A 26,020-nucleotide genomic window follows, 5' to 3' on the forward strand; every position below is an offset into this window, starting at 1 on the left:
CCCTCCCTTGGTCGAATGCAGCGCAGGACCGCGCCTTCGGGGCCTTGGCAGTACCAGATGACGGATCTTCTGTTATTTATCCGGCTACTCTTGGGGCATAATCTCGACCAGTAACGAATAACCGCTGGGCGTGGCCCAAGAGACGTGTGAGATGAAGATATTGGTGATCGGCCCCTCCTGGGTCGGCGACATGGTGATGTCCCAGAGCCTCTACAAGGCGATCAAGGCCAATCAACCCGACTGCGAGCTGCATGTGATGGCACCGGCCTGGTGTGTGGCGCTGCTGGAGCGGATGCCCGAGGTAGACAAGGCCATCCCCATGCCGCTCGGCCACGGCGACTTCAAGCTGGGGGCCCGCCGCCGGCTCGGCAAGCAGTTGGCCGCCGAGCAATACGATCAGGCCATCATCCAGCCGAACTCCATGAAGTCGGCGTTGATCCCCTGGTTTGCCAATATCCCGCTGCGCACCGGCTGGAAGGGAGAACACCGCTTCGGCCTGCTCAACGATCTGCGCAGCAACAAGCAGGCCTTCCCGCTGATGGTGGAAGCCTATCTGGCGCTGGCCTATCCCAAGGCGCAGGTGAAGAGCCGGGCCGATATCCCGACCATTCCTCATCCTTCGTTGCACGTGGATCTCGTCAATCAGGAGCAGGCGCTGGCGCGGCTCGGGCTGGATCGTGCCCGCCCGGTGTTGGTGCTCTGCCCCGGCGCCGAGTTCGGCCCGGCCAAGCGCTGGCCGGAGGGTCACTACGCCGTGGTGGCCCAGAAGCACCTGGATGAGGGCTGGCAGGTCTGGATCTTCGGCTCCGGCAAGGATGTCGAGGTGGCCAACACCATCCGCGATCGCATCAATCCGCTGTCGCGTCCCAACTGCCACGTGCTGGCGGGCAAGACCAGCCTGCACGAGGCGATCGATCTGATGGCGCTGGCGGGGCGGGTGATCGCCAACGACTCCGGCCTGATGCACGTCGCCGCCGCCCTCAACCGGCCACTGATCGGGGTCTATGGCTCCACCTCGCCGCTTTACACGCCACCCCTGGCGGACAGGGTCGAGATAGTGCACACCGACATCGAGTGCCGCCCCTGCTTCAAGCGCACCTGCAAGTTCGGTCACCTCAAGTGCCTGATCGAGCTGATGCCGGAGCAGGTCATCGCGGCGGGAAAGCGGTTGGAGCGCGGTGAGGCAGGGGATCTGACTATTGCAATAGAGTCAGTGGAAGATTCTTCTACTGAATCCAGTAATAAGTAGCATGATCTATCGCCTGCTCTACCGTCTGCTGATCCACCTCGGCCTGCCTCTGGTGCTGTTGGCGCTCTATCGACCGAAGAAGGGCAAGCCGGGTTTCGGGACGCGCTGGACCGAGCACCTCGGCCGGCTGCCGCCGAGCGGGCAGGAGGCGCCGCTGTGGATCCACGCGGTCAGCGTGGGGGAGACGCTGGCCATCACCCCCTTCATTCGAGCCCTCAAGGCCGAGCGGCCGGACTTGCCAATCCTGCTCACCACCACCACCCGCACCGGCGCCGAGCAGGCCGCCAAGCTCGGCGAGCTGGTGGTGCATCGCTACGCCCCCCTCGATTATCCCTGGGCGATCGCCGCCTTCCTCAACACCTTCAAGCCGCGCGCGCTCTGGGTGATGGAGACCGAGCTGTGGCCGAACTGGCTGGCGGCCTGCGAGGCACGGCATCTGCCGGTGACCATCCTCAACGCCCGGCTCTCCGAGCGTTCCTGCCAGCGCTATGCCCGTTTCCAGGGGGCCTTCGATGCCCTCAGTCGACCGCTGACTCACCTGCTCTGCCAACACCAGGACGACGCCGATCGCTTCCATCGCCTCGGCATCGGCCGCGAGCGACTGGCGGTGACCGGCTCCATCAAGTTCGACATCCAGCTGGATGATGATCTGCTGGCCAAGGGCCAGGCTCTGCGCCAGACGCTGGGAGCCGAGCGGCCGGTCTGGATCGCCGCCAGCACCCATCAGGGGGAGGACGAGCAGGTGCTTGCCGCCTTCGATCGGGTGCGGGTGACGCATCCCGGGGCGCTGCTGGTGCTGGTGCCACGTCATCCCGAGCGCTTCGAGCGGGTGGCCGAGCTGTGCGCGCCCTATGGCTGCGTGCGGCGCTCCGTGCACCACCGCCTGGGCGAGCCTCTCGAGGCAACCGACAGGATCTATCTTGGCGATACCATGGGGGAGCTGCCGCTGATGCTGGCGGCGGCCGATGTGGCCTTCGTCGGTGGCAGCCTGGTGCCCATCGGCGGCCACAACCTGCTGGAGCCGGCAGCGCTCGGCAAGCCCTGCCTGACCGGCCCCGCCTTCTTCAACTTCAGCGACATCACCCGCCAGCTGGTGGCTCAGGGTGGCGCCATGGTGGTGGCGGATGTGGCCGCGCTGGGAGCCAGGTTGAGCGCGTTGCTGAGCGATGAGCACCAGCGTCGCGAAATGGGCGAGCAGGCCCGCGCCGTGGTGCTGCGCAACCAGGGCGCCCTGGCCCGCACCCTGTCCCACTGCCTCGCCAGCCTGGAAAACGACTGACCCACGGGCCGGCAGCCTGCCGGCCCGTGTTGCCCCGCTTTTCTCCTTTCTTCCATGACGCTTTAACGACCGGCCCTTGGTTCCATAGTCATGGCTGGTTGGCGGGTTTTCCTCAGGGCTGCCAAGCCGTGCGGCCGTCGCATCTCCGGATCCGGGAGAGGTCTAATCTAGTAGGTGGGATCCCGAGATCGAACCTGTGGAGGCGAGTCATGAAAATCCCGAAAATATTGCTGGTGGCTATCCTGTGCCTCAGCAGCGGCCTGGCGCTGGCGGCGGGGGGTGGTGGTAGCAGTGGAGGAGGCGGCGGCGGTAGTGGAGGTGGGGGGAGCAGCGGAGGAGGCGGTAGTAGCGGGGGCGGAGGGAGCAGTGGCGGAGGCGGCAGTAGTGGTGGAGGGGGCAGTAGTGGTGGAGGTGGCAGCAGTGGCAACGGCGGGGGCGGTGGCTGGTCCATGACCCAGCAGAAGTTGCAGCATGTCGAGCAACTGGTGAAGGCGCAGCAATGGTCGCAGGCAGAGGCAGAGCTGCGGGAGCTGCGCCACAGCGCATCCCACTCGGCCGATGTGTGGAACTGGTCGGGTTACGTGGCCCGCAAGTCCGGCCGTTTGTCGCAGGCTTTTCCCTATTACGATAAGGCCCTGGCGATCGACCCGAAACACCGCGGCGCCCACGAATATCTGGGTGAGGCTTACCTGCAAAACGGCGAGCGGCAGAAGGCCCAGGAACAGCTGCAGATCCTGCAGCGCCTGTGCGGCGAGTGCGAGGAGGCACAGGATCTGACCACAGCGTTGAAGGCCGCGCCCCAACCGGCAAAAGAGAAGTCCGGCTTCCTGCTCGGTGGTTGAGTCCAGATCGCGGCCAACTGATCGTCCATTCGATACCAACAAAAAAGCCCTTGTTAACAAGGGCTTTTTCAATCGTCTCAGCAACGGCGCGGGATCACTCGATGTTCTGGATCTGATTACATACTGGATTGTAAATAACTATAAAAATCATAGGCATGATATAAGGTTTCTGATTTCTTAAGAAAAAACCACCCAAAGTACTACCCAAACAATGGTGATAGCCCCCTGTTTATGCGGAACCATCCCCACGCTGGCCAAGTGGAGGTGGGAAAAGTGGGAAACAGGGAAAACTGGGCCTGGATGTAAGGTGGCAATGGTTGGTGTTTATGTTCTGTCTCTGGCCAGGATTCATATCATTTCAGTTGGTTGACTACCGAGTTAAACGCTGTGCTCTGGTGCTGAGTCCATCCAGAATCGAGTCCGCAATCTGGGTGGGAAATGTATCTGGTAACTGCCGACGGACGGCCGAGATCACTTCATCCAGACTACTTGCCATTTCGTTTAGGATCATTTCCATTTGCACCTTCTCAAATCCAACCGCTTTGGCAGTCTGATAGAAATGGCGAGGAAATATCTGCTCTATCGCATATTTCTTGCCCTTGGTCGCGGTCAGGCCCATGGCCAGTTTTGCATCGCGTGGGTGCAGCCCGCGGCCACCAAATGCGGGGTACATGGAGAGGATGTCGTAAAATGGTGTCAGGCGAAAACGCCCTTCCGGTTCTATAAATACCGAGAAATTCTTGGCATGGCCATCGGTTGCAGCCAGCAACCAGAACAGCACCTGAGATTTCATGAACAGGTAGCGATCCTGTTCTGGCGTAGCAGAGCCCAGCAGGATTGTCATGATGTCAGTGATCCCAGGGCCTCCATGGCTCTCGTACTTTCGTGCTGACGGAACATTCAATACCTGGCAGAAGTCTTCCTGTGGAAGGCGCATGATCCAACTGCGATCTATGGCGTAACGTCTGTCGAAGCGCCCCACAGCAAGTGCTTTGACCTGGCCAACCTGCATCATGAAACAGTGGGGCACGGGTAGACCAAACTCTTTGGCAATCAGAGTGCAGATATATTCGTTTTCTACGCTCTGGGAGAGGTCTATCGAGTAGGAGTGGCTTTCAATCTTGCCGATGGGGAGTTTGATAATGTGGGTTGTGGGTGTTGCATTGAGCGGCAAGCACCAACGGCCATCGAGATAGAGCAGAGCTGTCTTTTCTTGCGCCCCGGCGATGGAGATCCGGAACTCCTCTTGCTCCCTGACCATACCCAACGGGATTCCTGATTTGTAGCTGGTCAGGATCTGTTCCAGCTCGTCATCGGAGAGGGCCTTGTAGTCGATTTGCCTGATATCTGGAACATCGTTCCCTTCGGCAACCAGCTGTAATGCCCCTACGCTGTCCTGGCCAATGCAACTGAGCAGATCAAAGGGCTGGGTTGATGCCGCTTGATAGCGGGCTACAACCCTGTTCCTCACCTCCGGATTATCTGGCAGCAGGTTGTCGAAGAAGTTATAGGCTTCATCGCCCCGGTAGGCCTGATGGCGCAATGGCATGGAGAGTGAGATGGGACGGCAACCTGACTGTGCCAGCCATGACTCATGGTACTGAAACTGATGGGCACCGCTGGTAGTTTTGGTGAATGTGCCTACCCGATAGCCGTTCATGTAGACAGCCAGATTGGCCATTACCACTCCTCCTTCCAGCCTGATGTAGGGCTATCGGATGATTCATTGCGGGGCTTGATATCCAGTGACAATTCGAGTGCTGCGAGGATCTTGAACAGGGTCTCCAGCTTGGTGGACTCAGGGTTGAGCTCGAAGCTGGAGACAGTGTCTTGCCTAATCCCCACTTTCTCGGCCACTTTGCCCTGGGAGAGCTTTTGCGAAAGCCTGGCATCCTTGATACAGGCGCTGAGCTGCTTGGCGCTGGTTACTTTCATGATTCGACTACCTGAGAGCGTGCGTTCTTCCAATTTACACGCTATGGCAGGTATATCAATGCTTACCTGTTATAGGGTGTAAATATCATTTACACGCCAAAGGCAGTATTTAACATTTATCCCCTATAGCGGGTAAGAGAACAGCAAACGGGGAGATGACGTCGACATTTCAATCAATATGGGCGGCCAACCAATCGAGCCCTTGCTCTGCAAACGTGAACAGCTGGTCGCTATAGCCTTGAGCAATGACGCTACGGATGATCTCGGGGGATAGCTCGCCACGCTGGGCAAGGATCTCGAATGCCTGATAGGCATCCTGCGGCGTATGGCCAGCCAGTGCTCTGGCCCAGTGGCCGATGCAAGCTTCGATAGAAACCTGCAGGGTTCGCTCGGCGGCGCGGTACTCCAGATTGGAAAGCGCACGTTGCGCTAGGATAGCCCGGATCTCTGCCAGCTCTGCCTGATAGCGTGACATGCTGAGGCGCAAAGCGCCGATATAGGCGTTATCGCTCATCCTACTCCTCTGATTGATGCTTGTTGATATCTGTCTGGCGACGGGGATAACCAAGTTCCATCTGCGACATGTTCCGCGCCTCTTCCCGCAAGCGTCGCCCCTCATCACGGCTATAGAGAAGGTAATTGGCATCGACCACAGCAAAAGCCAACGGAATGGGGGCCTGATTGATATCAACGACAGAGAGTTCCCCTTCCGCCAGCCCCAGGGCTCGTTGCCACTCCAGCGCCAGCAGTTCGGGCCGCAACCGGTTCTCCAGCGCAGCGCCAAGAGGCCCACTCTGTTTGACCGGATCGAACGCCACCGCCAGATCCCAGTCGCTGGCGGGCCCAGCCGTCCCCTTGGCACGAGAGCCGTAAAGCCAAAGTACCTGCACCTGGTGGTTGCTGTTGGCGAGGGCAATCAACTGGTGAATAACATCGCTGTCAGGTTTCATATTTGGTGCGGCCATTTGGTCATTCGATACAGAACTACTGGTTGGTATGGTGCCACATGGCTGGGCTTTTGTACGTAACTTCCAATAGGCTTCATCGAGCCAGCCAAGCTGGAATGCTATGCAACTTAGATATCTTAAACAAAGACCAAAACATAACATTTTGATTTGTGGTGGTTATTATTAAATTTTAACCCCCAAACAGCCAGTTTTAACCCTCACGTTGATCCGTATTCATCTCCAAAGCATTTCAAGTTTTGGTGTTCGGTAGCTATCGCATGGGCCTATCGTGCAACAAACCTACCGCTGGATTTATCGTGCAATGAACCTACCGTGCAAATAAGCAAAACGGGATAGTTTTCCCTACGCAAGGTAATAAACACACTATGAAAACTTTGCTTTGGTCTCGTTGGGGTCATTTTTGGAGGGGGATATACGAATTATCGTGCTGCGGGCTTACTGCTTCTGTGCGTAACGTGCAGCAAACCTACCGATCCTGATTGAAGTATGTGGGTCTGTATCAGGCGTTCAAAGACAACTCAAAAGCGACCTGTTGGTGAAGGCGCAGACTTGAAGTTTGTGCTGTTAGATCAAAAGGCTGCCGAAAGGTCGTGTTTTGATGCCGCGCGATGGTTCCAAAAAGGTATACCCCATAAAAACCACTCAATACCCTCTCGAAAACTATATTGAAACCATTTATATTGAACCAATTATTCGGAACCAATTTAAACAGACCGATGGGGGTTTCAATGTTCATACGGGCGTATTTGCGTGCATCGACAGTGGAGCAGGATGCAGAGCGGGCACGAGAGCTGCTGATTGGTTTTGCTGCGGAGCACGGCCATCAGATTGCCAGTTTCTATGTGGAAAATGAGTCGGGTGCGACGCTGGACAGGCCTGAGCTTATGCGGCTGATCCGCGATGCAGCAGACTGTGACATTGTGTTGGTAGAACAGATTGATCGTCTGGCTCGCCTCAATCAGACGGATTGGCAAACACTGAAGCAACTGTTGGCGCAGAAACAGCTCTCCATCGTTTCTCCGGAGCTTCCGACCTCGTGGGTGGCGTTACAGGGGGACAGCCGCTCCGAGTTCACCTGCGCCATTTTGCAGGCTGTAAATGGCATGCTACTGGATATGCTGGCAGCCGTCGCTCGCAAAGACTATGAAGATCGCCGACGCAGGCAACAGCAAGGTATTGCTAAGGCCAGGGATGAGGGGAAATATCGCGGTCGCCAGAAAGATGATAAGAAGCGCCAGCACATCGCACAGTTGTTGAGCACTGGACACAGCTACTCGGTGATCCAGGATATGTTGGGTTGCTCCCGCCATCTGATTTCGTGCGTGGCAAAAGAGATCCGTTCCGCAAAATAGCGGGTCATTTATCCGAAGCACCCATACGACGCTTTTCGATATACAGCCATGCAGCAAAGGCGCCAAAGCCTATCAGGAATGCAAACAAGATGCTCAGGATGACGATGCTGTTCATGGTGATGACCTCGCAATCAGGTGATCGTGTGACAAAACTCCATATCACCATGGACTCTGCTCAGGAAAAAATCAACAAGCTACTGAAATAATTGAATTTTGTTCGTTAGTAACAAACATGATTGCGTGGAATCACGCAGGATGTGGAGCCATGGAATGAACACTGTCATTCCCAACCAATTCCCGTCCATTTGCTTTCCAGATAACTATCTATCTGGAAAATTGGTGCGATTTTTCCACATAGTGGAATGTCAGTTCAGAACGAGCTACGTGGAATCCTGATCGAAGACTTCCTATCTATCTGGAAACTTCGTACTGTTTTTCTCTCTGGAATGTTGGCCATCTTGTTTGGGGGGGGGGAGAGACCTTGGTGTGCAGGAATAGATGGGGGCGGATTCCTATCTATCTGGAATCTTGGCCTTTGCATTCAGTGAGAGCCAAACCGGTTGACTGGCGATGGGACTAACTCAAGCGATGCCCTTCAACAAGCATTCTGCGCAACATGGAGGTGCTTCCTTGACCAGAAGGCTGAATCGCCCCTACTTTCCTAGACACCTCAAGAGCCTCAAACTGAGGTCATTCAGGAGGTGTTATGAGCAAGCAGCAACGTTACACGGAAGAATTCAAACTGGCCGCCGTCAAGCAGGTGACTGAGCGCCATTACCCAGTGGCAGAGGTCGCTGAGCGACTTGGTGTTTCCAGCCACAGTCTCTACGTCTGGATCAAACGCTACAGCCAGCCCGACGTGCAGCAACAGCACGACGCCAGCCAGCCGAAATTCGGCGCCTCAAGGCTGAACTGCGCCGCGTCACCGATGAGCGAGATATCTTAAAAAAGGCCGCTGTAGATTCAATTGATCAACGCAACAACCATGTGAAAGCATGCCGTTGCGGAGGATTGTTGAATGAAGCGAACATTTACAGCAAAGGAAAAAGCGTTTGTTTTTGATCTGTGGAAGCGGGGAACAGGCTTCAGCGAGATAGCGAGAATCTTGGATTCAAAGCCCGGCACCATTTTCACCATGTTGAGGGACACGGGAGGCATCAAACCGAGCGAGCGCCGTCGAGCAGTAGCTCACCTGACGTTATCTGAGCGTGAGGAGATTCGAGCCGGTCTATCGGCACGAATGAGTATTCGTGCCATAGCACGCTCCCTTAACCGCTCTCCTTCAACAATATCTCGGGAAGTTCAACGTAATCGTGGTAGACGCGGCTACAAAGCTGTTGATGCCAATAATCGCGCTAATCGAATGGCCAAAAGACCCAAGGTATGCCTTCTGGAGCGGAATCCGCAACTGCGAAATCTGGTGCTGGAAAAACTCGAGTTAAAATGGTCTCCGGAGCAGATCTCTGGGTGGCTCAGAAGAACGTTCCCCCGCCAGAACATGATGCAGATATCCGCCGAGACGATTTATAAAACGCTGTATTTTCGCAATCGGAGTGCGCTGCACCACCTGCTTGTCAAACATCTGCGCCGTTCTCATAGCCTGCGCCATGGAAAACGCCATATACGCAAGGGAGAAAGAGGCACCATCAATATCGTGAATGGCATATCAATCCACGAGCGCTCCAAGCACATCGATAACCGACGATCATTCGGTCACTGGGAGGGGGATTTGGTGTCCGGCACTAATAACTCTCACATAGCCACACTTGTAGATAGGAAATCGCGCTATACCGTTATTCTCAAGCTAAATGGAAAGGATGCAGGGTCTGTAAATCAAGCGCTTATAGATAAATTCCAGGCACTGCCACCCACGCTCAGGCTGTCCCTGACGTGGGATCGCGGCATGGAACTGGCCAAGCATCTGGAGCTTACTGCCAGTACAGGAGTAAAAGTTTACTTCTGTGATCCTCAAAGTCCCTGGCAACGGGGCACGAACGAGAACACCAATGGTCTGATACGACAGTTTTTCCCCAAAAAGACATGCCTTGCCCAATATTCCCAGCAGGAGCTGGATAAGGTTGCAGCCCAACTAAACAGCAGACCGAGGAAGACCCTGAAATTTAAAACACCAAAAGAAGTTATTGAAAAGGGTGTTGCGTTGACAAGTTGAATCTACAGCCGCGTACTTTGCCAAGCTGTCAGGGTAAGGTACGCCTTCATCCGGGAGCACGCGTCCACACATCCCATCCGCCGACTGTGTCGGATGATGAATGTCCACCCGAGCGGTTATTACGCCTGGCAGCACCAGCCTTTATCTGCCCGAGCACTTGAAGACCAACGCCTTCTGGGCCAGATCAAGCAATGTTGGCTAGAAAGCGGCGGCGTCTATGGTTATCGCAAGATCCGGGACGACCTGCGAGAGATGGGCGAGACCTGTGGGAAACACCGGGTGGCGCGATTAATGCGTCATGAAGGTTTACGTTCACAAACCGGTTATCGTCGCCGTCCCGGTCATTATGGTGGCCGGCCAACGGTGGTTGCACCGAATCATCTTGAACGCCAGTTCGATGTAACTGAGCCAAATAAGGTCTGGGTAACGGACATCAGTTATATTCGAACCCATGAAGGCTGGCTCTATCTGGCCGCGGTATTGGATTTGTTTTCACGACAAGTCATTGGTTGGTCAATGGGACCACGGATCGACCGAGAGTTGGCCATCAGCGCGTTACTGATGGCGGTGTGGCGACGGCAACCCGAACAGGAAGTGCTGGTTCATTCTGACCAAGGGAGCCAGTTTAGCAGCTATGACTGGTAGGATTTTTTGCGGGATCACCGGCTCAAGGCCAGCATGAGCAGACGTGGCAATTGTCATGATAACGCGGTGGCGGAGAGTTTTTTACAGCTCCTCAAACGCGAGCGGATCCGACGTAAAACCTATGCGGATCGCGAGGAGGCCCGGCAGGATGTGTTCGATTACATTGAGATGTTTTACAACCCCAAGCGTCGGCACAGTTTCAACAATGGGCTATCGCCAGTAGAGTGTGAGAAGCAATATTTCGAACGGCTCAAAAGTGTCTAGAGAAGCCGGGGCGATTCAGTTGGCATCATTGTGATGCCAACAATTTCTTTTTATGTTTGTATATCTTCCAAGTCCGTTCCCTAATCTGAGCAGAGAACGGATTTCAGCCGTTGATCTTGGCTATGTCGTTACCACCATACGTGAGCTTGTAGACCGATGGTCCAGGAGTCATCCGCGGTGCCGCTGTTAAAGCTATGGGAGTTATCCCAATCGCTGTTGTCGCTATCGAGATAGCTGGCGAACACACGCAGCTCCGGCTCATCACGACCGAAGGAGAAGGCCTGGGCGATCGTGGTCTTGGAACCACTACGGGACATTTCATCACCGTTTTCGGTCTTTTTGTCATCAAAGTAACCGGCTTCTACATAGGTGCGGGTGATATCGGTCCAGTGGTAGGTCACCTTGGCGCTCACTGCGAAGGCACTTGCGTCACCCTCAATGCTATTCCACAGCTTGACGTCATTGGCTTCGGCGTAATTGATGGCATGGCTCAGATCCCAATCGGCGGCCAGTGGGATGATACCGTAGTTACGGATGGCGAAGCCGTCACCGCTCTCGACGGTGCCATTCAGGGTGTCGGCCCCACCGAAGGTGACGCCTTGCAGGGCGGAACCGTCAACGTAGTATTGGATGGTTGTCTTGTTCCAACCAGAACCCAAAAGAGTCTGATTCAACTCCAGCATCACGGCATGACCATCTGCATAGTCGTGATTACCGATGATGGAGGAATCCTTTTGTTCACTGGTCGGATCTGCGTTCAGGAACTTATAACCCATGGCCAGAGTTGCGCCGTTCCACAGCGGCAGTTCGGTGTAGAGCAGATCCAACTGGCTGGAATCGATACCTTCGCCAATAGTCATATCATTGTGGTTGTAGCTATCGGCGATGTCACGGTGCAGCGCGGCCACGGAGAGTTTACCCTGACCCAGCTTCATGTCTTCGATACCGCCACCAACGTTGGTGTTGTTCCAATAGGAATAATCGCTTGAATCAATGAAGAAGCTACTTTTGTACTGACGAATACCAACCCAAGAGGTCTCCCCCAGGCCCATGAAGTTGCGAAGCTGCATGTTCATGTTTTCCCAACCAAAATTGGAATCGTCCATATTGCTATTGGTATCACCATCGTACATGTTGAACATGGTCTGAATATAGACAGACTTGCTGTCATCGCTTTTTAGCTCTTTGCCAAAACCGACTTCAGCATAGGTATCGAATTCGTTACCCAGACGGCCCAGCTTGTTCTTATGGAAGCTGCCCCCCACAGCGTCTTGCATGGAACCGCCATCGCCACTCCCCATGCCTGAACGAAAATAACCGTAATAGTCGAAACCGGTTGCTTCAACAGCATATACGGTCGGAGCAGATAGTAGTACAGCTACAACGGCAGCAGTAATCGGGAGCAATTTGGTTTTCATTTTCCTTTCCTTTATTAAAGTATGTAATGTGAGGCCCTGAAGAAAATCAGAGCCTCATCAAGTCGATTCCATGACAGGTAAAATCCCTACACGTCATTGTGCAAGGAGGGTTATATATTAGGAATTGGCATTATTATGCCGGAGCGTCCTCCTCCCTATGGAAACTTCACACAGTCATTTACTTTATTGAACAGGTTTGTGCGACGCCCACATAAATAGACTCTTCTCTTTAAGATGTTCTATTATTTTCGAACCATATATTCTCAACTCATTTATATAAAGAGCACCAGCATTGGCTCCTTTTTCAACCATAAATACGTTCACAGTCATCCAGCAAAAAAAGATCATTAACTGAAATAAGTAAATGAAAATTGAAGGTAAAGATCAGGCTGAGGTAACAACACCCTTAATTAGTGCAACAGATTCCTCTAACTAGCTGTTCCGCGTAGTAGATCACAGTACTAATGCAACTTCGACGAGAGATATTTCCCCAAAAAAATCGGACGAAGGTGTCTGTCTGCGTTACCGGTAGTTTCACGGCTCTCCGTACAGTCCTATCAGTCGCCGCACCACGCCGTTAGTCCAGCCAAACCCATCCTGCAGCGGATATTCACCCCCGCCCCCCTCGCGCGGCGACCCGCCCGCAATATGGTACTTCTCTATCAGCTTGTGGTGGGTTTTATAGAAGTGGTTCACTGTCTGCAGCCAGCTGCGGGCAATTTCATCCCCCAGCGGGTCATGTCCATACTGCTTGAACCCCTGCACCGCCATCCACTGCAACGGAGCCCAGCCGTTCGGTTTGTCCCACTGTTCGCCGGTGTCGTACTCGGTGGCCATCATCCCTCCCGGCGTCAGCAGACGATCTCTAACAGTCCGGGCAGTCCGCTCCGCCTGCGCATGGCTGGCCATGCCGGTAAACAGTGGCACCACCCCTGCTGCGGAAAACAAAGCCTTCTCCTGACGCCGCCAGTCGTAGTCGCGATAGCAGCCCTGCGCCTCGTCCCACAGGTGGCGGTCCACCGCCGCCCGACGGGCCTTCGCCTTCTGGTGAAACTGTGCCGCGGTTTCTGCGTCGCCCTTCCGTTCGCAGAGCGCGGCGATGGTGGTTTCAAGCTTAAACAGGAAAGCGTTCAGGTCCACTGGGATAAACTGGGTGGTACGGATGCTGGCGAGCCGTCCGGTATGGCGCAGCCAGCGGGAGGAGTAGTCCCAGCCGGATGCCGCCCCAGCCCGCAGGTCGCGGTAGACCTCGTTTGCTGGGCGTCCGGAGAGGCGGGCTGTGGCCACATCCTCCCGCCAGGATTCGTCCCGCGGGGTGTCGCGGTCGTCCCAGTAACGATTGAGCATGCTGCCGTCCGGCATCCTGACCACATGGCGGTAAGCCTGGTTCAGCATCAGCGAGTCGGCCCCGTCCATCCAGAAGGCGTACTCCAGTTGCAGATGGCCGAGATAGCGCATCGCGCCACGCTCGCCTTCCTCCTCGAACAGCTCCACCATCAGCGCGAACACCGGCGGCTGAGAGCGGCTCAAATAGTAGGTGCGGTTGCCGTTGGGAATATGGCCGTAGTGCTCAATCATCCACGCAAAGTTATCCACCATGCATTTAAGCAGGTCGTTGCGTCCGCTCTCTGCTAGCCCGAGCATGGTAAAGTACGAGTCCCAGTAGTAAATCTCGCTGAAGCGCCCGCCGGGGACGATATAGGCTTGCGGTAGCGCCAGCAGGGAGGACCATGGGATATGGTCCTGTGGCTTGCGTGTTAGCACTGGCCACAAGCTGTCGATATGCGCCTTCAGGCTGAGTCCCGGATCGGAAACATAGTCGTCAAACGACGAAGCTGGTAGCCAGAAGTGGTCCTCAACAAAGCGGCGTAGGTCAAAGTCCGGATGGCGTCTGACCTTGCGGTAGCTGATCAGGATCTCCAGCGGATCCCGTTTCGGTTCGCAGTCGGGGAAAGTCTTGCTGTCGGCAAAGAGTCGGGAAACCTGGACGTGCTCAAACAGTTCGAGATAGCGCTCAGCGGGGGTGAAGGCATCGGAGGCGGGCAGCCCCTCAATCATCTCCGGCTCAAGCACTTCATCCAGCTTAAGCTCGTGGAGACCGCTCTCAAAGCGCGGTTCTTCGGCAGTTGTCGCGTGGTGGCCCTGGCTAGACATTGTCTAAGGCCTCCTGCCCATTTTATACAGTTCTATCAGTTCGCTTATCAGCTCTTTAGCCAGCATACTGGTCATTAAGTGATCCTGAGCGTGGACCATTACCAGATGCACAGGAACTTTTCCTGTGCCTTCATCAAAGCCTATAAGTTTTGTCTGTACCTCATGCGCGTCACGAAAAGCTTCTTGCGCATCATCCATCAGCTGTTTAGCTAGATCAAACTGCTGAGATTTAGCAGCGTTAAGAGCTTCAAAACATAAGCTTTTAGCCTCACCTGAACGCATAATTAAGCTCATTACAATTTCTTCGTAATCAAAATCTTGCATTTTTTAATTCCCCCTGGATATTTATGTGGAGTCAGTGTCACAGTCAGATTTACTCTGACTCCTTTCATTCTTTAGCCGACCAGCTTTAATGCTTTATCTAGAATTACCGCTCCGTTAGCCGTGCCGTAATCTAACATGTCAATGATAGCAATCGGCTTACCGGCGCTTTCGGCTATCGGCTTAAACTCGTTTAGCTTGTAGCGAATTTGCGGACCCAATAAAAAGACATCATACTCATTTACAATGTTTTCAAATTTTTCAGCCGGATAAGCGCAAATATCTACGTCACTATTCGATTCTGCCGCCGCGCGTTTCATCTTATTAACTAATAAACTGGTTGACATTCCTGCCATGCAAAGGAGTGCAATTTTTACCGTCATAATATTACTCACTTACCGTTTGAGTTTCTTCGTGAAAATATTGTTTATCCAGAACCTTAACAAAAGGTATATAAATAGCCGTGGCAATAAGCAAGTTTACCCCCTGCAGGATTGCGCCGGAAATACCGGTAGTAAGGAAGCCTGAAATAAATATAGGGGTAGTCCACGGAATTGCAATCCCCGAGGTAGGGGGAACCCATCCAATATAAATGACAATATAGGTTATGGTGCAAAGCACGATCGGTGTTAGCAAAAATGGAATAAGCATCAAAGGATTCAGCACAATGGGTAAACCAAATATAATTGGCTCGTTAATATTAAATATTGCAGCGGGAGCCGCTAGCTTAGACAACTGTTTGAGTCGATTGCTTTTCGCGACTAAAAAAATACTAATCAGTAATGCACCGGTAAACCCGGTACCACCGGCAATCAGATAAACGTCTCTGAATTGTTGTGTAATGATATTGGTTGTCTCTAGGCCAGACTGCGTGGCAGTGAGATTTTGTGCGCTAAGTGTCTGCCAGATTGGTCCCATGACCGACGATACGATGGAGTCACCATGAATACCAAAAAACCAGAACAGACTAATCAGCAACTCAGCAACAAGCTGGGAGAAAATCGAATTTCCTAAATAGAGTAACGGTTCTTGAAGTATTACACCAATAAAGTTGCCAGCCGTAACAAAGTGGGTGGCCTCAAAAAACGTCTTTACCACTATCCAGAATAAAATCACAAAAAGAATAGGGATTAATGATTTAAATGAATTAGCAATTTCTGGTGGAACACTGTCCGGCATCTTAATAGTAAATGCACGGTTCTCCAGAAACTGAACCAGTTTAATGGTGAGGATGGTGACAATAATACCGAGGAACATCGACTGTGAACCAAAATCACTTAGCGAGTATGATCCCAATACCACTTCTCCCGCCGCCGTGGTGATCTTCCCTGGAGACATTAAGAAAAATATCGCTAGCGGTAGGATCGCGGTACTTTGGCTAAGCTTAAGCTTCTCAACCAACTCCCTGGAAAAGTTAACAATAACCAGCATAGTCATCAAACCATAGCTGACATCAATACCATAATTTAATTTATCCAGCGTCCCTTTGCCCAACAGCAAGGCCATAAATTCACTATAGCCATTGATCGGAAAGTTGGTCAGCAAAAGAAAAAATGATCCCACAATCAAAAATGGAATTAACGAAATGAATGCGTTTTTAAGCGCTGTTAAATAAATATTTGCGGATATTTTCTCAGCTAACGGCAGCATTCTTCTTTCGAGTACAGAGGTAAGGCTCATCGACAGTTATCCTTCTATATTTTCTGTGATATAGTAATTGACATTCGAGAACTGTTTAATGTAGACAGCAGGCAGGTTGGTGTTTTGTGGATTGCCATTAACAACTTCCCGATAAATATCCTTTTTAGCTTTATTATTAACAACGACGATGATTTTTTTTGATTTGATGATTTTGTTAATACCGACGGTCATGCCTTCAGAAAGCGCCACAGTGCCGGAGAAATATTTTTTTCTAGCCACCTCAATTGTTAGGTCATCAAGTTTGGTCACCAGATAATCCGCATTGAGATCGACGCCAGGTTCGTTCAATCCAATGTGTCCATTCATTCCAACCCCAAGAATGACATAGTCAAACTCAGCCCCGTTAAGGACAGACTCATAGATAGCAACATTCTGTTCCTTTGTATAAAAAGGATCAAAATGGATCAATTTAACTGGGTGAGGACATTGATTAATAAAATCTGCATTAATCATACTTAGGCAACTACCATCCATTTCGCTGGGGACTTTTAACCATTCATCAAGCGCAAAGAAAGTGAGGTTTTTAGTAAAACTGGTGGTGCTCAGTACATCATATATCCAGTGTGGCGTACTGCCCGATGGAATGAGCACCCGTGCGCCTAGCTTAAGCGTGGAAAGTTCAGTAACAACCTGCTGTGCAAGCGCATTATTATCTTTAAAAATGGTCGTTTTCATGAAAATTTCCAGATTAGTGGATTGAGTCAATGGCAGTGGCGAATTGCGGCAAATACATTTTGTTCGCTATCAGCATCTTTTTAACCAACTCAACGCCATTGTTATCGCTGGGGCACAGAGGGTTAAATACAAACGCTGCGATAAGCGTTTGAAAATCTCCGGTCGCGGCAGCGGTGACGACTTGTGATTCATAGTCCTTCATCATCGAGACAATACCCTTTGCTGGCGAAGGAATTCCACCGGCACAAAGAGGAATTGGGCCTGAGCTAGTCATGATGCAATTGACTTCAACAACAACATCAAAGGGTAAATTGGTGATCGCGCCGTTGTTCATCACGTTCACGGTCTGAATGCTTTTATCATCAAGATAAATTGATCTAATGACATTTAATGCGGCTGTAGAATATAGTGAACCACCTCTTGCTTCAAGCTCCTTAGGTTTTTCCTGTAAAGACTCATCACGATATTTTTCGAACAGCTCAGTTTCTATTTTTTTTACAATCTGCCCTCTGGATAGATCGGAGGACTCTTGCTCTGCTAAAAGTTCGTTCGTTTTAATATAGTATTTTAAATAAGATGAAGGGATGCAGTTGGTTGCCCTGAGCAGCTCTTTATTAAACTGCTCATTGTTAACGTTTTTAAATCCAAGCTCGTCGACCTCAGAGGCGTTCATAATATCAATGACGTCACGCGTGCGGTCTAATCCTTGGAAAATAACCTTAGTAATAAAGTTCATATGGTTGGATCCTTTAAATTCAATAAAAAGATCATCAACCTTAACCTTAAGGAGATCTGCAATTTTATAGGTCATATTGATAGGGCCGTTGCACAAACCAATCACACGACGGTTACGACTGTATTTTAAAACCGCTTCAGTAACCATTGATGCAGGGTTGGTAAAGTTAATTAACCATGCATCAGGGCAAATATCTACCATCTCATTAGCAATATCAATAATCACCGGGATAGTGCGTAAAGCCTTAAACATCCCTCCCGCGCCATTCGTTTCCTGGCCGATAAAGCCATAACTTTTGGGTAACGTTTCGTCGATGATACGTGCATCAATGCCACCTACACGAAGCTGTGTAATCACAAAGTCTGCGTTTTTTAGCGCCATATTACGATCAAGCGTTTGTACCACCTGAATGGCTAAACCGGCTTTTTTTAGCATTCGCTGAGTTAGGTTGAAAATGATATCCATTTTCTCTTTACCCATATCTACATCAACCAACGTAATATCAGACACGGGTAATTTCACATGATTCTTAATTACACCTTCGATCAGTTCTGGGGTGTAACTGCTACCTGCACCAATAACAACCAGTTTAACCTTTTTCATTACCCCTCCTCTTTTGAATTGAATTTTAATGATATTTTTCGCATTTTAGATAAATGGAAAAGCATAATATCCACAACTGCTATCTGCATTGGATAGCTAATATTTTCAAATGCCGACCCCTTAATGATGGCATTTTTGTGAACTAGTGAAATATCCGCTTTCCTTTCCAATTTGGAGTTTAATTTGCTGGTCAGGCCGGCTACTTTGACACCATATTTATTAGCATTACTGATGATTTCATCCAGCATCTCCGAGTCACCGCTGTTGGAAACTATTAGCAGGCAGTCATCTTTAGTCATAAATCTACTTCTGACGTTACAATTGGTATAGTCTGATTCATTGTGAGCATTAATACCCAGTACCATCAGGTTATAACTAATATATTTTGCTACGCTGTCAGACGTACCGTACCCCCAGGTAACAATTGACTTACGGCCTGTCAAAAACTCACAAAATGCGATGACTTTTTTTTCGGATGTCTTTACTAGAACATCCTTGAATTCCTGCGCATAATGTTCGATAAATGCATTGTAATGCTGTGAGTTTTTAGACATTGTGAACGCATCGCGAATGTTGACTTTAAACTCTTGAAAATTATTAAAATCTAATTTTTTCACCAACTTGGAAATTGAGGGCGCAGTGGTATATACGCGTTCAGCCAGTTCGTGAATCTTCATTTCATAGACTTCAGCGGGATTCTCTTGGCAAAACCTGTAAATTCTAAGGTCGTTTTTTGTTAAATTTCTTTTCATTGATAGTACCTGGATTCATACTATCCCCAGACCGAACTGGATTTCGGGATAGATATTATCGAATTAAAATGGGAAATAGATTTTAGGTTTTAGAAATTAATTTCCGTGATCTGGATCGAAAATTTCCTAGATAATATTTATTTAAGTCTTTCAGTAGAGCGGTGACACATTACATTAAGCCGCATTGGTGTGCTCGGATTGACTTCTGGTGTGATTAAGCTCACCTTTCGAAGAATGCATTCAATAGCTGTTAGGGAATATGTGAATAAGTATCCTTTACCATAAAGTTGAGAGTTTTACTCCTTCCCGGTCAAGTACTTACACTGATGTGTTTTCTACTTAGGTGACTTATTCTAACCTTCCCTAGCACTCAGCACCCCATTAAAAAACTTAACCTATCCTGTACTTGGCAGTAATTTACCGAATAAATTTGTTGAAAATAATATGAGTTAGGTGCAGCGTTGTGCCCCAAATCGGTCATTGAAACGCCATTCCCCCAGCCCCGAGGGGTAGCTACACGTGCAGCTTTCTCACAGGTAGACCCAGGGCGTTCAGTTTGTTCATGGCGCACACATACGCCATCACTTCACCCACCTAGTTGTTGTAATTTCGCAAGCTCAGCTTTCCCGCCAATAGCTGCTTGAACCGCGACATCGCCGTTTCCGCTAACGAACGCCGATGATAGCCAGATGCCCTCTTCCAGTGGGTCAGCCCTTCCTTGTGCATGACCAGCACCGCATCGTTACGCGGATGTCCCTCCTCCCAGAGTTCCGCATTCTTGCGCGGTGGGATACAGGCCATCGCCGCCGTATCAAGGCATGGCAGGCTTTGGTGTCATAAGTGCTATCTGCATACACCGTACCCAAGGTGCGGCGCAGTGGATTGAGCAGGGTGGGCAAGACCTCGGCATCATGGACATTCTCCAGTGAGACCTCGGCCGCCACGATGTCGTGACGGGCTGGAGCCACCGCCAGATGCAGCTTGCGCCAAACCCGACGCTGCTCTTTGCCGTGCTTTCGCACTTTCCTCTCGCCTTCACCAAATACTTTCAGGCCGGTGGAGTCGATAATCAGGTCGGTGCTCTTGCCCTTGGGCGATTGCCGGTAAGCCACCTTGAGCGAGCCGGCACGCTTGCTGACGCAGGTGTAATCGGGCGCACACAGCGGCACATTCATCAGCGTAAACAGCGAGTCGAGCAGGCCCTGGGTCGCCCGCAGGGAAATCCCCTTGAGCATCAGAAAGGTGCAGATGGTCTGGTCGGTGAAGCGCGGGCTGCGTCCCGGTCGGCCATGGTGTTCCTGATGGAACCAGTTGTTCATGGCATCGGTATCCACCCAGAAGGTGAGGGAGCCTCGGTTAATGAGGGATTGGTTGTACTGCGACCAGTTGACGATGGGGTGAAGCGACTTGCCCATAAAGCTGACACGAAAGGGGATTTGGGTGATCAGATCCCTCGTCGCGTCATAAGTTCCCTCCTGGCTAGACGGATTTGGGCAACAACGCCCCGTTTAAGCGGCTACTGGTATCCCTTCCGCCACTTTGAGCCTGCGGCTGCGGGCGAAGGCAAACGGGAGACATGGGCGACCGATCAATTCTGCCCCAATACCCATCTGCTGGATGCGGTGGAGCTCTATCTGTTCGACAAGAAGCTGCGCTGCAGGTGCTTGATGCGCTGGAGCGAATCGAGGTGGCCTTGTGGGTCGATCTTGCCTATCTCCTGGGCAAGCGAAATACCTTTGCCCATCTCGATAGCGGTTACTTTCACCCCAGCTTTATCAGGCAGTCAGCATACAGGGGGAGCCGCCAGACCCGTTTTGAGGCGTGGATGGAGACATACCGAGGATTGGTAACGCGTTCCAAAGAAGATTTTGTGCGTCACTACCATCATCGCCATGGTGACGAGCTTCGGCCGTTTACCTCATCTCTCGGACCCCGCTCTACACGGCTTACTGCGTTTTTTGCTTGGCGACAATCCGCTAGACCCGGCCACATTTCAACGGCTGGAGCTGTGGCCAAAACTGGCATCTTTGCAGGACCGCCGGTATGTGGAGCCCGATGTACTTCTTCACTTTGACGGTGCATTGGTTGTTGTCGAGGTGAAACCCCCTTTTGGTGGCGACCAATATCGGGAGCAGTGGCTGGCGCAGGTCAACGCCGTGGTGAGTGAAGCCGAGCTTGAAAAGTATGAGGATCGGCTCTATTACGTGGCGCTCGGCAATATTCCGCTCGCACCGCTGACTCGCCCCGATCTGCCGGAGCGCTTTGTCCAAATGACCTTGCGCGAATGGGAGCCACTGCGCTGCTACCTGCAAACCGCAACGGAGTTTTTTGAGTCCTTCCGGCAGGATCGCGCCATTCGCGATGAGTGGCTGCAGGCGTTTGAGCTGTTTGGCATGGCCCCGGTGGTGCCCAAGTGGGCTCCCCTGTTTGCCTATGCAGAGCAACTGAATCTGGATTGTGGGATGATGTCAGAACGGGAAACTCCCCCCACCGGCCGAGCCTGCTGGTTGGGCTGCTCTGCTCGACTATACCGGGACATTGCACCTCTCTCGCCCCGATTTCTCCTTTTTGAATAACTGACTTTGGCTAAGGATGTCGCCATGCAACACGATCTTGAACAGACCACCCAGCTGGTTACTCAACTTCAACAAGCCCACCGACTCGCCGCCGGTTTCTACCAGCGTATCCTCCCGTTGTTCGATCAGATCGCCAGTCAGGCGCAGGATGCCGAGTTCTGGTATTGGGAGCTCAGTGAAACGAGCCGCCCTTGCCGCTCGGGAACTCGTCCCTCCAGCAGTTGGGCATGGGATTACCTACCCCTGTTCGCCTCTAACCATTGTTACCGTGATTGGGATGGCGATACGGCCGCAAAGGACGATATCACTCTGGCTTTCCGCCTTTATATGGATAGCGATTTTCGCCATACCTCAGTGCTGCGTATAGGGGTAAAAGGCCAGCCAGACCCTTTGCAACTAGATGGCCAAGCCGTCGTGGAAGTGAGCCTGTTCCGTTGCCTGGAAAATAGCGATAAGCATTTCGATGAGCTGTGGCGCCCGGAGCCTTGGCCCCTTCATCAACCGGATTGGAAGAACAGTGAGGAGTGCAACCAGCTAGCGTTTTGCTCCAATCATGTACCCCTCGCCCAACTGCTTGCAGACCCTGACTGCGTTCTTCATTGGATCAAGGAAATGAGCCATCGTTGATGATGCGGTTGGCCTAGGATGGCCAACCTGGTGGAGTCAGATGATTTTACTGGCGGTCTCTCGCCAAAATTTCACATGTGAAATTTTTTCTCAGAAAACGCTGTAAGTGCCCAAAACGGGCAGTTACAGAGGCGAGGCTGAACGACTCTGCACCTTATGATCGCTCATGACACATCACGATGTTATGGGAGGACATATGAACGTTCATTTTCAGATCAATACCGACAATTTGCTCACCTATGAGGAGGTCTGTGCGGTCACTCGACTGTCTCAGCCGACACTGCGTCGGTATGTAAAAGCTGGCCGGTTTCCCCAACCGATTAAACCTAATCCTGCCGGAAAAGCGGTGCGTTTTCGTGCCACCGATTTGCGCCATTGGATGGCTGAGCTGTGATAGGGAGGTGGGATGGAATTTCGATTGACGGATGATGGATTGGAGTGCCTGGACCGGGACCGATGGTTGCGGGTTGGCAGTTGGATCCGGGTGTCGGCCAGAACACGGGACGCCTCATATAAAAGGGGATTTGGTGCTCTGATCCAGTGGCGAAACCTGGATGGTGTGGTGCAGCAGGAGGTGATTTTCAACCGTGTGCTCTATGGGGAGCAGTCGCGACAGATCCGCGAAAAACTGCTCGACTCTGGTTATTGGCTGGAACCATATCCACAAAGCTGGCCTCGCCTGCAGCTCTATTTGATTCGGGAAATGGCAAAGGCACCTACCGGAATTTGTGTTGAACGCACGGGGTGGCATGAACGGGTATTTGTCACACCGGATTGGTCTGTGGGTTCGGCGGGGGAACCCTATTTTTATGCTGGTCAGCTGGGTGACGTGAGGTCGCAGTGTTCAGGATCATTGGCTCAGTGGCAGGCAAATGTCGGTGAACACTGTATCGGTAATCCGATGATGATATTTGCTGTGGGCGTGGCGCTGATGGCACCACTTCTGTATCCCGCAGGTTTGGAAAGCGGCTTATTTCATCTGGTGGGCCATTCATCCACAGGGAAAACGACCCTGTTGGCGGTTGCCGCATCAGTCTATGCAGGACATCAGTTTGTGAGAGGGTGGATTGCTACCGCCAACGGCCTGGCGGCAGTGGCCGCCGAACAGCATGACATGCTGCTGCCACTGGATGAGATCGGTATGGCTAAGCCTGAGGACGTGGATGTCACCATCTACCACCTTGTATCCGGGGCTAGCAAGCTGCGCGCCACGGAGAATGGTAGTCTCGCCAGATCAACCTATTGGCGCACACAGGCATTGAGCTCTGGGGAGATATACCTGTCTGAGATTTTTGCATCGTTGGGCACAAGACCGCTGGCCGGTCAGCAGACCCGATTGATCGAGATTCCGATCTTTGGCAGGTATGGTGCATTTGATGTACTGCACAACCTGCAGAGCTCACAGCAGTTTGCCGATCACATAAAGCTTCAGACAGGCCAATATCACGGAAGCTTGTTTAAAGAGTTAATGCATCTGCTGACATCTACCGATGAGTTATCTCGCTATGTCGCAGGGGAGACTCAGCGGCTCACCGATCTCTGGCGTACAAATCAAATGTCCTCCCAGGTTGTCAGAGTGCTAAGGCGGTTTGCGCTGGTTGCTACGGCCTTGGGGTTGGCATCGCGCAATTATCTGGTGCCCTGGGAGGAGGAGGAATCCATCGCATCTGTACGAGCCGTGTGGCTGCAATGGCTGGTTGCCAGAGGCCATGTGATGAACCTGGAAGAACATCTGGTGTTGGCACGTTTGAAAGAGCTGTTGCCGAAATGGGAGAGGGGATTGCAGGCATTGGATCAACATCGCACCGGTTCGTCGCTGGGATATACCCGAGAGGTCAGTGGTGAGCGGCAGTGGCTGATCGATAAAAATCAGTTTCTGCAGCAATTGGGCTTGCCTGGCCAGTACATGCGGGAGGTGATGCCGCTGCTGCAGCGAGAGTGGTTAGCCACCAATGAACCGGAGCGCGCGACAGTAAAGATCATGATTCAGGGGAAATTTTATCGCTTCTTCGCCCTGTGGCCGGATCGCATTTACGCGGGAATACAGGAGTTGGATGGCGATGAATGAATGTTTCCCACTTTCCCATTTTTCCCAGCGCTGTTTTGAGGCGTCATACCATGGATAAGTCTCTATTTGCTGCACCGAGTGATGAAATGAGAACTCAGGTGCTTCACTGCTCTGGTCAATGTGAGCGCCTGGTCAGAGAAGCTGATCGTCGAGCCATTACTGGCGTTACTCGAACGCTGTGGTGGAAGATGGAGCGAGAGGGGCTGGCGCCAAAACGGGTGAGACTGAGCATCCACTGCGTTGCATGGCGGCTGTCTGATCTGCTGTGGTGGATTGAGCAACGCAAGGCTGCCTAGAAATAGAGTTGAGCCCCTGCTATGGGGCTCTTGTATTAACTGACCTCATCAAGCTGAGCACCAGCATAGTTGACCGGGCCGTTGACGATGGGGGCCAACCATTCACCGAGTTTGATGTGTGCCCCTGTGCGCTCTGCAAAGTAGGCGTGGCGGTTGTAGATTTCATCAACACGACTCCCCGCTTGCTGGTTCAAGCAGTGTTTGGCCAGGGCATCATCAAATCCCATTTTGCCGAGCATTGTCCTCGCGGTACCGCGCAGGTCATGAACGCGTCGTTTATCAAACGAGAAGAAGTTCTGTTCGAACAGCTTTTTGATTGCATGATTCAGAGTGTTTTCGCAGACATGGGGTGTTCGAGCCAGCTTGCTGATCCTTCTGGCCGGGAAAACCCACTCACTGCCACAACTACGAATTTTCAGCTCTTTTAGCCAGGACATGGCGGGTTCACTGAGTGGAATGTCGATAGACTTGCGCTTTTTGGTTCGCTCTTTGGGGAGATGCCAAACCTTCTGCTCCAGATCAAACTCGCTCCATGGCGCAGCCAGCAGTTCCATTTTCCTGGTGCAGGTAGCGATCAGTAGGGCACAGGCAAGGTAGTTTTCACGACTGAACTGGGCCGGGATCGCACGAAGCTTGGTGAAAAACTCGATCACCTCCGGTTCTGTCATTGGGTAGTTGGCGGCCCGCTCTGGCCCACCCGCATCTCTGGGACGGAATGGACTGGCAGGATTAAAGCGGGTGACATCCAGCTTCATACCATGTTCAAAGGTACGTTTGAGCATACGCATCACATCATTCGAAATGGTCGGCCTTGCTGGTTTGCCGCCATATCCGTTGGTGATATCGCGCAGGATTTCACTGATATCCAGCGGCCTGATTTTATCTAGTTCAAGATGACCGATGCGCCCGGCGATCTCGCGCTCATAGAGGCTGCGCTCTTTTTCATATGAGGCAATTTCGCGTTTGCGTAACTGGTGATAATCCTCAAAAAGGTCGTTCAGTGTCTTGAACGGGTTCCTGTTGGTCTTGAGGCGCACCTGAACCGGGTCAACACCATCGCGTCTGATGGCCAGCCGCAGCTTAGCCGCTTCGTCCCGAGCATCTGCCAGAGACCAGTCGGATACCTGACCTATGGTGTACTCTCGCCGAAGTTTTGTTGTGGGCGTGGTGTAGCGCAGCATCCAATAAGCTTCACCGCGAGCAGGGGTCATCAGGTATAGTCCGCTACCATCGGCATGCCGGACGGCGGATTTTTCTTTGATCAGTTTTTTGACTGTTTTGTCGTACAGCTTACCCATTTTCCTGCCTTAAAAAATTGGGGAGTACAATTTCGCTAGCAAAACTATAGCGAGATTGAACTCCCCAATCTACTACCCACCACTACCCAAA

24 protein-coding genes and 4 pseudogenes are annotated in these 26,020 nt (G+C 52.0%); 13 read left to right on the forward strand and 15 right to left on the reverse strand.

Translation table 11 applies throughout. The annotated features are described in order from the left end of the window. Positions 1–151: 151 nt before the first annotated feature. On the forward strand, positions 152–1,249 hold the full coding sequence (waaF, locus tag ACZ9IL_RS18480) for a lipopolysaccharide heptosyltransferase II (protein WP_476004779.1): 1,098 nt from the start codon (positions 152–154) through the stop codon (positions 1,247–1,249). 1 nt (position 1,250) lies between these two features. Then, a complete protein-coding gene (waaA, locus tag ACZ9IL_RS18485) occupies positions 1,251–2,528 on the forward strand; it encodes a lipid IV(A) 3-deoxy-D-manno-octulosonic acid transferase (RefSeq protein WP_476004780.1) in 1,278 nt (425 codons plus the stop codon). Between the two features lie 167 nt (positions 2,529–2,695). Here the strand turns inward: waaA and ACZ9IL_RS18490 are convergent, their stop codons facing one another. Beyond that, complete coding sequence (locus tag ACZ9IL_RS18490; RefSeq protein WP_476004781.1) at positions 2,696–3,001, reverse strand: hypothetical protein; 306 nt, start codon at positions 2,999–3,001, stop codon at positions 2,696–2,698. Between ACZ9IL_RS18490 and ACZ9IL_RS18495 the strand changes: the two genes are divergently transcribed. Next, entirely contained in the window at positions 2,978–3,370 is a 393-nt protein-coding gene (locus tag ACZ9IL_RS18495; protein WP_476004782.1) for a tetratricopeptide repeat protein, read from the forward strand. The two genes, ACZ9IL_RS18490 and ACZ9IL_RS18495, sit on opposite strands and share 24 nt — an antisense overlap. Positions 3,371–3,740: 370 nt before the next feature. Here ACZ9IL_RS18495 and ACZ9IL_RS18500 read toward each other — a convergent pair whose 3' ends face one another. The 4 genes from ACZ9IL_RS18500 to mntA form a co-directional block, all read right to left on the reverse strand. After that, entirely contained in the window at positions 3,741–5,051 is a 1,311-nt protein-coding gene (locus ACZ9IL_RS18500) for a type II toxin-antitoxin system HipA family toxin (RefSeq protein ID WP_476004783.1), read from the reverse strand. Next, the gene (locus ACZ9IL_RS18505; RefSeq protein ID WP_101323164.1) at positions 5,051–5,305 is read right to left on the reverse strand and encodes a helix-turn-helix domain-containing protein; all 255 of its coding nucleotides are present in this window, start codon (positions 5,303–5,305) and stop codon (positions 5,051–5,053) included. The genes ACZ9IL_RS18500 and ACZ9IL_RS18505 overlap by 1 nt, the downstream gene beginning before the upstream one ends. A 169-nt stretch (positions 5,306–5,474) precedes the next feature. Further along, complete coding sequence (locus ACZ9IL_RS18510) at positions 5,475–5,819, reverse strand: HepT-like ribonuclease domain-containing protein (protein ID WP_476004784.1); 345 nt, start codon at positions 5,817–5,819, stop codon at positions 5,475–5,477. Between the two features lies 1 nt (position 5,820). Next, positions 5,821–6,255: a type VII toxin-antitoxin system MntA family adenylyltransferase antitoxin gene (mntA, locus tag ACZ9IL_RS18515; RefSeq protein ID WP_476004785.1), complete on the reverse strand. Its 435-nt coding sequence runs from the start codon at positions 6,253–6,255 to the stop codon at positions 5,821–5,823. Between the two features lie 683 nt (positions 6,256–6,938). Between mntA and ACZ9IL_RS18520 the strand changes: the two genes are divergently transcribed. The 4 genes and pseudogenes from ACZ9IL_RS18520 to ACZ9IL_RS18535 all read left to right on the forward strand — a co-directional run. Next, positions 6,939–7,625: a recombinase family protein gene (locus ACZ9IL_RS18520; RefSeq protein WP_476004786.1), complete on the forward strand. Its 687-nt coding sequence runs from the start codon at positions 6,939–6,941 to the stop codon at positions 7,623–7,625. Between the two features lie 706 nt (positions 7,626–8,331). Beyond that, positions 8,332–8,576 (forward strand): annotated as a pseudogene (locus ACZ9IL_RS18525) (transposase); the annotation flags it as partial. A 67-nt stretch (positions 8,577–8,643) separates the two neighbouring features. Continuing rightward, positions 8,644–9,795 carry an IS30 family transposase gene (locus ACZ9IL_RS18530; protein WP_476001825.1) on the forward strand — a complete coding sequence of 384 codons (1,152 nt, stop codon included), beginning with the start codon at positions 8,644–8,646 and terminating at the stop codon, positions 9,793–9,795. 9 nt (positions 9,796–9,804) lie between these two features. Further along, positions 9,805–10,704: pseudogene (locus tag ACZ9IL_RS18535) on the forward strand (IS3 family transposase); the annotation flags it as partial. Between the two features lie 128 nt (positions 10,705–10,832). Here the strand turns inward: ACZ9IL_RS18535 and ACZ9IL_RS18540 are convergent. From ACZ9IL_RS18540 to ACZ9IL_RS18580, 9 genes and pseudogenes are all read right to left on the reverse strand, one after another. Continuing rightward, complete coding sequence (locus ACZ9IL_RS18540) at positions 10,833–12,122, reverse strand: carbohydrate porin (RefSeq protein ID WP_476004787.1); 1,290 nt, start codon at positions 12,120–12,122, stop codon at positions 10,833–10,835. 534 nt (positions 12,123–12,656) lie between these two features. Then, positions 12,657–14,276: an alpha,alpha-trehalase TreF gene (gene treF / locus ACZ9IL_RS18545; RefSeq protein WP_476004788.1), complete on the reverse strand. Its 1,620-nt coding sequence runs from the start codon at positions 14,274–14,276 to the stop codon at positions 12,657–12,659. A gap of 3 nt (positions 14,277–14,279) precedes the next feature. Then, on the reverse strand, positions 14,280–14,600 hold the full coding sequence (locus tag ACZ9IL_RS18550) for a PTS lactose/cellobiose transporter subunit IIA (RefSeq protein ID WP_476004789.1): 321 nt from the start codon (positions 14,598–14,600) through the stop codon (positions 14,280–14,282). Between the two features lie 71 nt (positions 14,601–14,671). Continuing rightward, positions 14,672–14,980 carry a PTS sugar transporter subunit IIB gene (locus ACZ9IL_RS18555; RefSeq protein WP_476004790.1) on the reverse strand — a complete coding sequence of 103 codons (309 nt, stop codon included), beginning with the start codon at positions 14,978–14,980 and terminating at the stop codon, positions 14,672–14,674. Positions 14,981–14,984: 4 nt separating this feature from the next. Then, positions 14,985–16,277 carry a PTS sugar transporter subunit IIC gene (locus ACZ9IL_RS18560; RefSeq protein ID WP_476004791.1) on the reverse strand — a complete coding sequence of 431 codons (1,293 nt, stop codon included), beginning with the start codon at positions 16,275–16,277 and terminating at the stop codon, positions 14,985–14,987. Positions 16,278–16,283: 6 nt separating this feature from the next. Further along, on the reverse strand, positions 16,284–16,973 hold the full coding sequence (locus ACZ9IL_RS18565) for a 6-phosphogluconolactonase (protein ID WP_476004792.1): 690 nt from the start codon (positions 16,971–16,973) through the stop codon (positions 16,284–16,286). Between the two features lie 13 nt (positions 16,974–16,986). Beyond that, the gene (locus ACZ9IL_RS18570) at positions 16,987–18,312 is read right to left on the reverse strand and encodes a 6-phospho-beta-glucosidase (protein ID WP_476004793.1); all 1,326 of its coding nucleotides are present in this window, start codon (positions 18,310–18,312) and stop codon (positions 16,987–16,989) included. Continuing rightward, complete coding sequence (locus ACZ9IL_RS18575) at positions 18,312–19,064, reverse strand: MurR/RpiR family transcriptional regulator (protein WP_476004794.1); 753 nt, start codon at positions 19,062–19,064, stop codon at positions 18,312–18,314. The genes ACZ9IL_RS18570 and ACZ9IL_RS18575 overlap by 1 nt, the downstream gene beginning before the upstream one ends. Before the next feature lie 513 nt (positions 19,065–19,577). Further along, positions 19,578–20,479: pseudogene (locus ACZ9IL_RS18580) on the reverse strand (IS5 family transposase). 161 nt (positions 20,480–20,640) lie between these two features. On the opposite strand from ACZ9IL_RS18580, the pseudogene ACZ9IL_RS18585 reads away from it, so the two are divergent. From ACZ9IL_RS18585 to ACZ9IL_RS18610, 6 genes and pseudogenes are all read left to right on the forward strand, one after another. Then, a pseudogene (locus ACZ9IL_RS18585) lies at positions 20,641–20,904 on the forward strand (hypothetical protein); the annotation flags it as partial. Between the two features lie 28 nt (positions 20,905–20,932). After that, positions 20,933–21,640: a hypothetical protein gene (locus ACZ9IL_RS18590; RefSeq protein WP_476005398.1), complete on the forward strand. Its 708-nt coding sequence runs from the start codon at positions 20,933–20,935 to the stop codon at positions 21,638–21,640. A gap of 24 nt (positions 21,641–21,664) precedes the next feature. Continuing rightward, positions 21,665–22,267 carry a hypothetical protein gene (locus tag ACZ9IL_RS18595; RefSeq protein ID WP_476004795.1) on the forward strand — a complete coding sequence of 201 codons (603 nt, stop codon included), beginning with the start codon at positions 21,665–21,667 and terminating at the stop codon, positions 22,265–22,267. A 196-nt stretch (positions 22,268–22,463) separates the two neighbouring features. Next, positions 22,464–22,661, forward strand: a complete 198-nt coding sequence (locus tag ACZ9IL_RS18600) for a helix-turn-helix transcriptional regulator (protein ID WP_476004796.1) — start codon at positions 22,464–22,466, stop codon at positions 22,659–22,661. A 12-nt stretch (positions 22,662–22,673) separates the two neighbouring features. Then, complete coding sequence (locus ACZ9IL_RS18605) at positions 22,674–24,335, forward strand: DUF927 domain-containing protein (protein ID WP_476004797.1); 1,662 nt, start codon at positions 22,674–22,676, stop codon at positions 24,333–24,335. An 86-nt stretch (positions 24,336–24,421) separates the two neighbouring features. Beyond that, positions 24,422–24,631, forward strand: coding sequence for a helix-turn-helix transcriptional regulator (locus ACZ9IL_RS18610; protein ID WP_476005378.1), 210 nt, complete (start codon positions 24,422–24,424; stop codon positions 24,629–24,631). 35 nt (positions 24,632–24,666) lie between these two features. Here ACZ9IL_RS18610 and ACZ9IL_RS18615 read toward each other — a convergent pair whose 3' ends face one another. Next, positions 24,667–25,929, reverse strand: a complete 1,263-nt coding sequence (locus ACZ9IL_RS18615) for a tyrosine-type recombinase/integrase (protein ID WP_476004798.1) — start codon at positions 25,927–25,929, stop codon at positions 24,667–24,669. Positions 25,930–26,020: the final 91 nt, after the last annotated feature.

The organism is Aeromonas sp. TECH754 (assembly GCF_056279295.1).

Bases quoted from the DNA above. Each gene is read 5' to 3' on its own strand.
- mntA (WP_476004785.1), bottom strand. From the start codon at position 6,255: ATGAAACCTGACAGCGATGTTATTCACCAGTTGATTGCCCTCGCCAAC.
- waaF (WP_476004779.1), top strand. From the start codon at position 152: ATGAAGATATTGGTGATCGGCCCCTCCTGGGTCGGCGACATGGTGATG.
- ACZ9IL_RS18570 (WP_476004793.1), bottom strand. From the start codon at position 18,312: ATGAAAAAGGTTAAACTGGTTGTTATTGGTGCAGGTAGCAGTTACACC.
- ACZ9IL_RS18490 (WP_476004781.1), bottom strand. From the start codon at position 3,001: ATGCTGCAACTTCTGCTGGGTCATGGACCAGCCACCGCCCCCGCCGTT.
- ACZ9IL_RS18540 (WP_476004787.1), bottom strand. From the start codon at position 12,122: ATGAAAACCAAATTGCTCCCGATTACTGCTGCCGTTGTAGCTGTACTA.
- ACZ9IL_RS18595 (WP_476004795.1), top strand. From the start codon at position 21,665: ATGCAACACGATCTTGAACAGACCACCCAGCTGGTTACTCAACTTCAA.
- ACZ9IL_RS18530 (WP_476001825.1), top strand. From the start codon at position 8,644: ATGAAGCGAACATTTACAGCAAAGGAAAAAGCGTTTGTTTTTGATCTG.
- ACZ9IL_RS18565 (WP_476004792.1), bottom strand. From the start codon at position 16,973: ATGAAAACGACCATTTTTAAAGATAATAATGCGCTTGCACAGCAGGTT.
- ACZ9IL_RS18555 (WP_476004790.1), bottom strand. From the start codon at position 14,980: ATGACGGTAAAAATTGCACTCCTTTGCATGGCAGGAATGTCAACCAGT.
- ACZ9IL_RS18605 (WP_476004797.1), top strand. From the start codon at position 22,674: ATGGAATTTCGATTGACGGATGATGGATTGGAGTGCCTGGACCGGGAC.
- ACZ9IL_RS18600 (WP_476004796.1), top strand. From the start codon at position 22,464: ATGAACGTTCATTTTCAGATCAATACCGACAATTTGCTCACCTATGAG.
- ACZ9IL_RS18505 (WP_101323164.1), bottom strand. From the start codon at position 5,305: ATGAAAGTAACCAGCGCCAAGCAGCTCAGCGCCTGTATCAAGGATGCC.
- ACZ9IL_RS18575 (WP_476004794.1), bottom strand. From the start codon at position 19,064: ATGAAAAGAAATTTAACAAAAAACGACCTTAGAATTTACAGGTTTTGC.
- waaA (WP_476004780.1), top strand. From the start codon at position 1,251: ATGATCTATCGCCTGCTCTACCGTCTGCTGATCCACCTCGGCCTGCCT.
- ACZ9IL_RS18560 (WP_476004791.1), bottom strand. From the start codon at position 16,277: ATGAGCCTTACCTCTGTACTCGAAAGAAGAATGCTGCCGTTAGCTGAG.
- ACZ9IL_RS18510 (WP_476004784.1), bottom strand. From the start codon at position 5,819: ATGAGCGATAACGCCTATATCGGCGCTTTGCGCCTCAGCATGTCACGC.
- ACZ9IL_RS18495 (WP_476004782.1), top strand. From the start codon at position 2,978: ATGACCCAGCAGAAGTTGCAGCATGTCGAGCAACTGGTGAAGGCGCAG.
- ACZ9IL_RS18500 (WP_476004783.1), bottom strand. From the start codon at position 5,051: ATGGCCAATCTGGCTGTCTACATGAACGGCTATCGGGTAGGCACATTC.
- ACZ9IL_RS18550 (WP_476004789.1), bottom strand. From the start codon at position 14,600: ATGCAAGATTTTGATTACGAAGAAATTGTAATGAGCTTAATTATGCGT.
- ACZ9IL_RS18610 (WP_476005378.1), top strand. From the start codon at position 24,422: ATGAGAACTCAGGTGCTTCACTGCTCTGGTCAATGTGAGCGCCTGGTC.
- treF (WP_476004788.1), bottom strand. From the start codon at position 14,276: ATGTCTAGCCAGGGCCACCACGCGACAACTGCCGAAGAACCGCGCTTT.
- ACZ9IL_RS18615 (WP_476004798.1), bottom strand. From the start codon at position 25,929: ATGGGTAAGCTGTACGACAAAACAGTCAAAAAACTGATCAAAGAAAAA.